The organism is Aquincola agrisoli (assembly GCF_036621135.1).
In the GTDB taxonomy this organism is placed as follows: domain Bacteria; phylum Pseudomonadota; class Gammaproteobacteria; order Burkholderiales; family Burkholderiaceae_C; genus Aquincola; species Aquincola agrisoli.
The window spans coordinates 27,001-36,303 of the sequence record NZ_JAZIBG010000046.1 but is presented as its reverse complement, the minus strand read 5'-3'; the positions used below and the strand labels follow the sequence as shown (position 1 = coordinate 36,303).

At 74.4% G+C, this 9,303-nt stretch carries 12 protein-coding genes; 8 read left to right on the top strand and 4 right to left on the bottom strand.

Annotation, left to right across the window (positions count from 1 at the left end; genetic code table 11):
• Positions 1 to 164 precede the first annotated feature (164 nt).
• From V4F39_RS21865 to V4F39_RS21850, 4 genes are all read left to right on the top strand, one after another.
• Positions 165 to 1,190 (top strand): LysR family transcriptional regulator, encoded by a 1,026-nt coding sequence (locus V4F39_RS21865; protein WP_332292110.1) that lies wholly within the window; start codon positions 165 to 167, stop codon positions 1,188 to 1,190.
• A gap of 83 nt (positions 1,191 to 1,273) precedes the next feature.
• Complete coding sequence (locus V4F39_RS21860; RefSeq protein ID WP_332292109.1) at positions 1,274 to 1,753, top strand: carboxymuconolactone decarboxylase family protein; 480 nt, start codon at positions 1,274 to 1,276, stop codon at positions 1,751 to 1,753.
• 18 nt (positions 1,754 to 1,771) lie between these two features.
• Entirely contained in the window at positions 1,772 to 2,530 is a 759-nt protein-coding gene (locus tag V4F39_RS21855; RefSeq protein ID WP_332292108.1) for an SDR family oxidoreductase, read from the top strand.
• Between the two features lie 6 nt (positions 2,531 to 2,536).
• Positions 2,537 to 3,067: an Ohr family peroxiredoxin gene (locus V4F39_RS21850; protein ID WP_332292107.1), complete on the top strand. Its 531-nt coding sequence runs from the start codon at positions 2,537 to 2,539 to the stop codon at positions 3,065 to 3,067.
• Here V4F39_RS21850 and V4F39_RS21845 read toward each other — a convergent pair.
• The 3 genes from V4F39_RS21845 to V4F39_RS21835 all read right to left on the bottom strand — a co-directional run bounded on the left by V4F39_RS21845 (position 3,028) and on the right by V4F39_RS21835 (position 4,836).
• The gene (locus tag V4F39_RS21845; RefSeq protein WP_332292106.1) at positions 3,028 to 3,360 is read right to left on the bottom strand and encodes a DUF1330 domain-containing protein; all 333 of its coding nucleotides are present in this window, start codon (positions 3,358 to 3,360) and stop codon (positions 3,028 to 3,030) included. The genes V4F39_RS21850 and V4F39_RS21845 overlap by 40 nt on opposite strands.
• 97 nt (positions 3,361 to 3,457) lie before the next feature.
• The gene (locus V4F39_RS21840; protein ID WP_332292105.1) at positions 3,458 to 4,060 is read right to left on the bottom strand and encodes a YceI family protein; all 603 of its coding nucleotides are present in this window, start codon (positions 4,058 to 4,060) and stop codon (positions 3,458 to 3,460) included.
• Entirely contained in the window at positions 4,057 to 4,836 is a 780-nt protein-coding gene (locus V4F39_RS21835; RefSeq protein ID WP_332292103.1) for a CDP-alcohol phosphatidyltransferase family protein, read from the bottom strand. The genes V4F39_RS21840 and V4F39_RS21835 overlap by 4 nt, the downstream gene beginning before the upstream one ends.
• A 58-nt stretch (positions 4,837 to 4,894) precedes the next feature.
• On the opposite strand from V4F39_RS21835, the gene V4F39_RS21830 reads away from it, so the two are divergent.
• The 4 genes from V4F39_RS21830 (at position 4,895) to V4F39_RS21815 (ending at position 8,348) form a co-directional block, all read left to right on the top strand.
• The gene (locus V4F39_RS21830) at positions 4,895 to 5,905 is read left to right on the top strand and encodes a zinc-dependent alcohol dehydrogenase (protein WP_332292101.1); all 1,011 of its coding nucleotides are present in this window, start codon (positions 4,895 to 4,897) and stop codon (positions 5,903 to 5,905) included.
• Entirely contained in the window at positions 5,872 to 6,288 is a 417-nt protein-coding gene (locus tag V4F39_RS21825; protein WP_332292100.1) for a 6-pyruvoyl trahydropterin synthase family protein, read from the top strand. Before V4F39_RS21830 ends, V4F39_RS21825 begins: the two co-directional genes overlap by 34 nt.
• Positions 6,289 to 6,331: 43 nt before the next feature.
• Entirely contained in the window at positions 6,332 to 7,405 is a 1,074-nt protein-coding gene (locus V4F39_RS21820) for a glycosyltransferase family 4 protein (RefSeq protein WP_332292098.1), read from the top strand.
• Between the two features lie 76 nt (positions 7,406 to 7,481).
• Entirely contained in the window at positions 7,482 to 8,348 is an 867-nt protein-coding gene (locus V4F39_RS21815; protein ID WP_332292097.1) for a small ribosomal subunit Rsm22 family protein, read from the top strand.
• Positions 8,349 to 8,362: 14 nt separating this feature from the next.
• Here V4F39_RS21815 and V4F39_RS21810 read toward each other — a convergent pair whose 3' ends face one another.
• A complete protein-coding gene (locus V4F39_RS21810; protein WP_332292095.1) occupies positions 8,363 to 9,232 on the bottom strand; it encodes a RibD family protein in 870 nt (289 codons plus the stop codon).
• Positions 9,233 to 9,303: the final 71 nt, after the last annotated feature.

Genomic DNA, 9,303 nt, shown 5'->3' with positions numbered 1-9,303 from the left:
GCGCCCAAGCTGGGCGAGCACAACCGCGAGCTGCTGCGCGAGCTCGGCGTCGACGACGGCGGCTACCGCGCGCTGGTGGAGGCCGGGGTGGTCTGCGGGAGCTGAGCCGCGCCGCCGCGCCGGCCCGCTGTCACAAACGGCGGGGCCGGCCCGTCTAGGGAGGCATGAAGCCCTCCCTCCCCCCTGAAGCTCTTCCTTCCTCCCCTTTGGCGGACGGCCCGCCCGGCGACTCGCTGCTCTCCAGCTTCGCGGCCAGCTATGCGGGCATCGTCGCCTTCATGGCGGTCGTCGCGGAGGGCAATTTCGCGAAGGCCGGCGACCGGCTCGGCATCGGCCGCTCGGCCGTCAGCCGCGGCGTGCAGAAGCTCGAGGACCAGCTGGGCGTGCGCCTGTTCAGCCGCACCACGCGAAGCCTGTCGCTGACGAGCGAGGGCGAGGCCTTCCACGCCCATTGCCGGCCCGGCATCGAGCACCTCACCCAGGCCCTCGACGGCATGCGCGAGCTGCGCCAGGGCCCGCCGCGCGGGCACCTGCGCGTCTGCTCGGCGGTCGGGTTCGGCCGCAAGGTCGTGGCGCCGCTGCTGTGGGGCTTCCGCGCCCAGTACCCCGGCATCGAGATCGACCTGGTGCTCGACGACGGCCCCACCGATTTCACCTCCGACCGGATCGACGTGTCGTTCCGCAACGGGCGCATGGAAGACAGCCAGATCGTCGCGAAGCAGCTCTTCCCGATGCAGATGCTGGTGTGCGCATCGCCCGCGTATGCGCAGGCCCACGGCCTGCCGGAGGGCATCGACGACATCGCCGCGCACCAGTGCATCGGCTTCCGCTTCGCTTCCGGCCGGGTCTACGAGTGGGAGTTCAAGGTGGGCGGCGAGCTGCGCAAGGTGATGCCGCGCGCGGCGGTGACCTTCAACGACGCCGACCTGGTGCTGCAGGGTGTGCTCGACGGCCACGGCATCGCGCAGCTGGCCGGCTACCAGATCTTCGACCACCTGCGCGCCGGGCGGCTCGTGGCCTGCCTCGCGCAGTACGCACCCGACGACCGCGGCCACCACCTGTGCTACCTGCACCGGCAGCACCTGCCCTCGCGCCTGCGCGCCTTCATCGACTACATGACCGCGGCGACGCGCGCGCTGGACCTCTACGGCACCGTCCCGCCAATTGGTGCCTTCCAGGCAACGCAGTGATCCCCTCCGCAGGCCTGGTGCGCACTGGCATCGCTGCCTACGATCCCTCCATCGCATCCCAACCCCCGATCCAAGGAAAGACCATGACCCAACGCATCGACTACATGCAACAGTCTTCGGCGCTGTTCAAGAAGTTCGTCGAGTTCAACATGCTGGTGAAGGACAGCGCGATCGAGACTTCCAGCCTCGACCTTGTCTCCATCCGCGCGTCGCAGATCAACGGCTGCGGCTTCTGCCTCGACATGCACGTGAAGCAGGCCAAGTTGCACGGCGAGCGCGAGCTGCGCCTCTACCACGTGAGCATCTGGCGCGAGTCGACGCTGTTCACGCCGCGCGAGCGCGCCGTGCTGGCCTGGACCGAGGCGCTCACCACGCTGCCCCCGCATGGCGTACCCGACGAGGTGTACGACAGCGTCCGAGACGAGCTGACGGAAAAGGAGATCTCGGACCTCACCTTCGCGGTGATGGCGATCAACGCCTGGAACCGCATCAACGTCGCGTTCCGCGCGGTGCCCGGCACGCTCGACGTGCCCTACGGCCTGACCAAGGCCAACCTGAGCTGAAGCGAAACGGAGCACCCCATGAAGATCGTCGTCATCGGCGGCACGGGACTGGTCGGCTCGAAGGCCGTCAAGCTCCTGCGCGCCCGCGGCCATGACACGCTGGCCGCCTCGCCGAACACCGGCGTCAACACGCTCACCGGCGAGGGCCTGGCGCAGGCGCTGACCGGCGCCGAGGTGGTGCTGGACCTCGCCAACTCGCCGTCGTTCGAGGACCAGGCGGTGCTCGACTTCTTCGGCACCTCGGGCCGCAACCTGCTGGCCGCCGAGGCCGAGGCCGGCGTGCGGCACCACGTCGCGCTGTCGGTGGTTGGCACGGACCGCCTGCTGGGCAGCGGCTACTTCCGCGGCAAGCAGCTGCAGGAAGACCTGATCCGGCAGGCAGGCATCCCCTACACCATCGTGCAGTCGACCCAGTTCTTCGAGTTCATGGGCGGCATCGCGCAGTCTGCGGGGCCGGGGCCGGCCCTGCGCCTGTCGTCGGCACCAATGCAGCCGATCGCCTCCGACGACGTGGCGCTCGCGGTGGCCGACGCGGCGCTGGCGGCGCCGGTCAACGGCACGATCGAGATCGCGGGGCCGGAGCGCGCGAGCCTGGCAGCGTGGGTGCAGCGCTACCTGGCCCACACCGGCGATCGGCGCCAGGTGGTCGCGGATGCACAGGCGCCGTACTTCGGCGTCGTGCTGGACGACCGCTCGCTGGTGCCCGGCGAGCAGCCGCGCCTCGGCGCGGCGCACTTCGAGACCTGGCTGGCGCAGCAGCCGCGCCAGGCGGCGTAGGCCGCGATGCCCAGCCTGCAGCCGCCGCCGGCCACGCTGCTCGACAAGTACGGCGGGTTGGCTTTCGAGCCGCTGTACACGACCACGGTGGCCGTGAGCGGCGGCGAGGCGGACCACGCCCGTGCCTCCGGCCAGGTGCGTTCCGACGACGGTGCGCTGGCCCTCGACCTGCGGCTGCCCCAGGCGCTGGGCGGCCCCGGCGGCGGCACCAACCCGGAGCAGCTGTTCGCCGCCGGCTACGCAGCGTGTTTCCACGGCGCGCTCTGCCTGCTCGCCGCACAGTCGGGCATCGCCGTGCCGGAGGCCGCGGTGCATGCGACCGTCGCCTTCGGCCGCGATCCGGTGGACGGCCGGTACATGCTGACGGCCGACCTCGCGGTGCACCTGCCAGGCGTCGATACCCGCCTCGCCGAGCGGCTGGTGCGCGAGACCGAACGCCTCTGCCCCTACGCCAAGATGGCGCGGCAGGGCATCGCCGGCAAGGTGGCGATCGCCCCTCAGCCGGCGGCGGGCGCCAGCACGTCGGTGGCGCGGTGATCGGCGGGCACGCCGTCGACGAGGAATGCCAGGCCCTTCGCATGGCGCAGCCGCAGCGGCAGGATCGCCTGGTAGGCGGGCGAGGCGTACCACTGCCGGGCCAGCGCGAGGCTGGGGAACTCGATGACGATCAGGTCGCCGGACCAGCGGCCTTCCAGGCGCTCGACCCGGCCGCCGTGGATGAGGAACCGGCCGCCGTACGGCCGCAGCGTGCCGTCGATGCCTTCCAGGTACGCCACCACGTCGGGCCCCATGGACACGTCGGTGAGGTGGGCCACTGCATACGCTGCCATCGCTGTCGCTCCTGTGGGTGTGTGACGGCACGACGATAGCCACCAAGGCGCCGCCAGGCGATGACCTCCGGGGTCATCGCGGCACCGGCCGCGGGCCTCACTGCCGGACGGCCTCGAACTCGATGATCACCTCGATGTCGTCGCCGACCCAGCCGTTCGACAGCGCGTAGTTCATGCCGTAGACGCTGCGCTTGACGGTGCCGCGTGCCGACACGCCCATCGTGTAGCGCTTGCCGGGCAGCGGCGATTCGGCGCTCTTGTTCCACGTGGCCTGCAGCGTCAGCGGATGCGCCTGGCCGAGCAGCTCGAGCTGGCCCGCGACCTCGAAGGTGCGCGGGCCGGTGCGCTTCGCGCCCTCGGCGGTGAACACCATCTTCGGATGCTTGCGGGCGTTGAGGAACTCGTCGCCGCGCAGGTGGCCGTCGCGCTGGCGCTGGTTGCTGAAGACGCTGTCGGTCTCGACCTCCACGCGGACCGCGGACAGCGCGCCGCTCGCTTCGTCGAACCGGTAGGTGCCCCGCCCCTTGAGGAACATGCCGAGCACCTTGCCGTAGCCGACGTGGTCCACCAGGAAGCCGATCGACAGGTGCGCGGGATCGATCTCGTAGGTCTCCGCGGCGGCATGCGCAGGGGCGGTGGCCAGGGGGCCCAGCACGGTGAGTGCGACGGCGGCGGCGGAACAGGCGAGCCAGTGTTTCATCTCGATACCTCCTGGGGCGGATGACGGTGCCGCGACAGCCATCGCACGTCGACGGCGAAGGAAAGCGCCAGCGCCGCCAGCGCGAACGCCGCCAGCGCCGTGGCCCCCGGCCGCGGCACGATGGGGCCGAGGCAGACGATCAGGCAGGTGATCTGCACCACGCACACCGCCTGCCGGCGGCGGCTGGGCGGCAGCGGCGCCGCGAGCCACGGCCACCGCAGCGCGGCCAGCACGAAGGCGTAGCGCATCAGCCCCGAGGCCAGCACCCAGGCACCGACCTTGTCGAACTGCACCAGCAGCGCGCACAGCACCAGCGTCAGCAGCGCGTCGGTCTCCATGTCGAAGCGCGCGCCGAACTCGCTCGCCAGGCCCGCCGCGCGGGCCAGCGGGCCGTCGGCCGCGTCGAGCACCGCGCCGAGCGTGGCCGCGACGACGATGCCCCAGGCGAGCTGCCGGGGATCGGCCGGCGCCTCGCCGACCAGGGCTGCCAGCAGCACGACGTTGGCCAGGCGGGCCAGCGTGAGCCGGTTGCCCGCGCCGAAACGGGCGTGCGGTGCGTGGGCGCCCAGGCCGCGCCAGGCCAGTGCGGCGGCCATCGCATACAGCGTCACGGCCTTGGCGGGGTAGTCGCCACCCAGACCCGCCAGCGCGGCGACGGCCATGGCAGCGGCGCCAGCCACGAGCGCCATCGCCGCGAACTCGCGGCCGGCATCGCGGCGCAGCGTGTGCGCAGGCGTCCCGGCGGCCGTGCGCGCAAGTGTTTCCGGAGGGTGCATCGACCTCAGTAAGATGAATTCGTTGTCCCACCCCGATCCTGCCGCAGAAAGACGGCCCATGCACAGCCCCCTTGAAGCCACCGCCTGCTGGATCGTCGAGCCCGGCCGCGCCGAACTGCGCACCGGCACCCTGCCGCCGCCTGGCGACGGCGAGGCGCGGGTGCGGGCGCTGCACAGCGCGGTCAGCCGCGGCACCGAAGGCCTGGTGTTCCGCGGCGAGGTGCCGGCCAGCGAGCACGAGCGGATGCGCGCGCCGTTCCAGGCCGGCGATTTCCCCGGGCCGGTGAAGTACGGCTATGCCAGCGTCGGCGTCGTGGAGGCCGGGCCGCCGGACTGGGCCGGCCGCACGGTGTTCTGCCTGCATCCGCACCAGGACCGCTATGTCGTGCCCATCGAGGCGCTGCATGCGGTGCCCGGCGGCGTGCCGGCCGGCCGCGCCGTGCTGGCCGCGAACATGGAGACGGCGCTGAACGCGGTGTGGGACGCCGCGCCGCGGCCGGGCGACCGGGTGGCGGTGGTGGGGGCCGGCGTCGTCGGGCTGCTCGTCGCCTGGCTCGTGGCCCGCATGCCCGGCTGCGAGGTGGAGGTGGTCGACACCCAGGCCGCACGCGCGCCGGTGGCCCGCGCGCTCGGCGCCGCGTTCAGCCTGCCGGCCGGTGCACGCGCCGATGCCGACCTCGTCGTGCACGCCAGCGGCCATGGCGAAGGCCTCGCCACCGCCCTCTCGCTGGCCGGCTTCGAGGCCACGGTGCTGGAGCTGAGCTGGTACGGCCGCCGCGCGGTCAGCCTGCCGCTCGGGCAGGCCTTCCATGCGCGGCGGCTGCGGCTCGTCAGCTCGCAGGTCGGCCACGTCGCCACCGCGCAGCGCGCGCGCTGGAACCACCGGCGCCGCATGGCGCTGGCGCTGGCGCTGCTGGCCGATCCCGTGCTCGACCGGCTGATCACCGACACCGCCCCGTTCTCCGAACTCCCCGCGGTCCTGGCGCGCCTGGCGGCAGGACCTTCCGACACCCTGTGCCAACGCATCGACCATCCATGTACGCCGTCAACGTCCGCGACCACTTCATGATTGCCCACAGCTTCGCCGGCGCCGTGTTCGGCCCGGCGCAGCGGCTGCACGGCGCCACCTACGTGGTCGACCTCGAGCTGCGCCGGCCCGAGCTCGACCCGGACGGCGTCGTCGTCGACATCGGCCTGGCGGCCAGCGTGCTGCACGAGGAACTGGCGAAGCTCAACTTCCGCAACCTCGACGAGGAGCCCGCCTTCGCGGGGCGCAACACCACGACCGAGTTCATGGCGCGCGTGGTCTTCGACCGCGTGGCGGCCCGCATCGCCGGCGGCGACCTGGGCGCCCACGCCGCGGGTTTGCAAAGCCTGCGCGTCACGCTGCACGAATCGCACATCGCCTGGGCGGCCTACGAAGGCCGCCTGCCCGGCGCCGCCCCGGCATGACCGGCGGTTGCAGGCCGGGCAGGCGGGGCACGAGAGGGCGGCATTGAGCGCGCCGGCGCCCTGGCATGTCCTGCTGCCGGGCGACTGGCACCAGGCCACCGGCGGCTACCGCTACGACCGGCGCATCGGCCTCGGGCTGCGGGCGCTGGGCCTGGACGTGCGTCCGCTGGTGCTGCAGGGGGCGTTCCCCAGGCCCGCCCCGCACGAGCTGGCCGCCGCCGCGCAGGCCGTGGCGGCCCTGCCGGACGGCGCGCAGGTGCTCGCCGACGGTCTGGCGTTCGGGGCGATGCCGGAGATCGCCGAGGCGCATGCCCGGCGCCTGCGCTGGGTCGCGCTGGTCCACCACCCGCTGTGGCTTGAAACCGGCTGCGAGGCGCCGGCGCTGCTGCGGGCGCGCGAGGCCCGCGCGCTGGCCGCCGCACGGCAGGTCATCGTGACCAGCCGCGCCACGGCCGGGCTCGTGCAGGCGCTCGGCGTGGGGCCGGAACGCATCGCCGTGGTGGAACCCGGCACCGACCCCGCCCCGCTCGCCGAAGGCGCCGGCCCGGGCGCCGCGCCGAACCTGCTCTGCGTGGCCACGGTGACCCCGCGCAAGGGCCATCGGCGGCTGGTCGAGGCCCTGGCGCCGTGGCGCGCGCGCCCGTGGACCCTGCTGCTCGCCGGCAGCCTGGACCGCGACCCGGCCTGCGTGGCGGCGTTGCGCGCCGCGATCGACGCCCACGGCCTCGCGGCGCGGGTGCGGCTGCTGGGCGAGGTGGACGACGCGGCGCTGGCGGCGTGCTACCGGCGCGCCGACGCCTTCGTGCTCGCGTCGGCGTTCGAGGGCTACGGCATGGCGCTCGCGGAAGCGCTGGCGCACGGGCTGCCGGTGGTCAGCACCACCGGCGGGGCCATCGGCGGCACCGTGCCGCCGGACGCCGGCGTGCTGGTCGATCCGCAGGACACGGGCGCCCTGAGCCGCGCCCTCGGCCGGCTGCTGGACGACCCCGGCACGCGCACGGCGCTGCAGGCGGGTGCGCGCCGTGCGCGCGAGCGCCTGCCGACCTGGGACGCCGCGTGCCGGCGCTTCGCGGCGGTGCTGGAGGGCGTGGGGGCCGCAGGCGGGGGGCCGGCATGAGAACAATCCCGTGGCGGCGGCGTTCGCTTTCTCTGTATCGGGCGTTCCCGTATCGAAGGCCGAGCGGCTGGCCGCTATGAGCGCCGCGTCCTTCAGCGCCGCCTGGCTGCAGCAGCGCGAGCCCTTCGACACCGCGGCGCGGGCGTCCGCCGCCGGCCCGCTGGACGAAGCCGCCTCGGCCCGGGCGCTGCCGCGGCCTGGCGGCGTGCTGCGGGTGATCGATCTCGGTGCCGGCACCGGCGCGAACCTGCGCTACCTGGCGCCGCGGCTGGGCGGCACGCAGCACTGGCAGGTGCTCGACCACGACGCGGCGCTGCTGGCCGCCTGGCCCGGCCTGCTGGCCGGATGGGCCCGGTCGCTCGGCGGCAGGCTGCTGCCCTCGGGCGATCGGCTGCAGGTCGAGGCGCCCGGCCTGCGGCTGACGGTGGACCGCCGCCGGGTTGACCTGTCGCGGCCGCCGGCGCCCGAGGCCTTCGAGGGCATCGGCCTCGTCACGGCCTCGGCCCTGCTCGACCTGATGTCGGCGGCGAGCCTCGGCGCGCTGATCGACGCCGGCAGCGCCCGGGGGGTGGGCTGGTGGTTCGCGCTCAGCATCGACGGCCGCTTCGGCTGGCCCGAGCCGGATCCGGACGACGCCCTCGCCGAGGCGGCCTATGCCCGCCACCAGGGCGGCGACAAGGGCTTCGGGCCGGCGCTCGGCCCGCAGGCGCCGGGCTTCGCGGCGCAGCGCCTCGCCGGCCACGGCTACCGGCTGCGGCAGGCGGCCAGCGACTGGCGGCTCGACGGTGCGATGCGCGCCGCGCAGGTCGACGGCATGGCCGCCGCCGCCTCGCAGGCCCGGCCCGACGCGGCCGGCCGCTTCGAGGCCTGGCGCCTACGCCGCCGGGCCGGCGCAGGCGTGCTGGCGGTCGGCCACCAGGAGCTGGTCGCGCTGCGGCCTTAGGCTGCCGCACGCCGTCAGCCGCGCAGGTCCAGGTCCCACAGCAGGTCGTCGCCCATCGGCACGGTGCGTGCCTTCGGCCGCAGGCAGTCGCGCATGCGCTCGAACGACGGCAGCGCCAGCCCGCGCCGGCCGGCGCCGATGATCACCGGCGCCACCGCCACGTGCAGCCGGTCGAGGCAGCCCTGCGCCAGCAGGCGCGAGACCGTCACCCCGCCGCCTTCGACGAACAGCAGCTTCAGCCCGCGCGCGGCCAGCGCGGCGACGAGCGCCGCCCCGTGCAGCCGGCCGTCGGCCCCCGCCAGCCCGGGCACCGCGAGCATCGCGGTACCGGGCGGCAGCGGCGTGCCCGGCCCGGCGGCCGAAGCGTCGTGCAGCCACAGCGTGGGCGCCTGCCCGTCGCTCAGGGCACGCAGCCGCGGCGACAGGCGCGCCGCCGGATCGATCAGCACCCGCACCGGGTGCGGGCCGTCGACGCGCCGGGTGGTGAGCTGCGGATCGTCGGCCGCGGCGGTGCCGGCGCCGACCAGCACGGCGTCGCACAGCGCGCGCAGGCGGTGCAGGTGCAACAGGTTCTCTTCACCGGTGACGAAATGCGAATCGCCGCAGGCCGTGGCGATGCAGCCGTCCAGGCTCTGGCCGAGCTGGCCGACGAGCCACGGTGCGGCATCGGCGCCGCGGTCGAGCAGCGGCTTGTAGAGCGCGAACAGCGCGGCATCGCCCGGTGCCAGCGCCGCCTGCGCCGCCCAGCCGGCCTCGGTGCGGCGCAGCGCGCCGACGGACGGCGGGGCCGCCCGACCCGCCCGCCGGCAGCGGGCGATCTCCAGCGCGGCGGCCCAGATCTCGGCCCACGCGGGGCGGTTCGTCGTCGGTTCGTCAGCGTTCAATGGGGAACTCGCGGCAGGGGCAAAAAAGGCGTCGGCCCAGGCGGCGCCGGGGCTTGGCTATGCTACGGCGC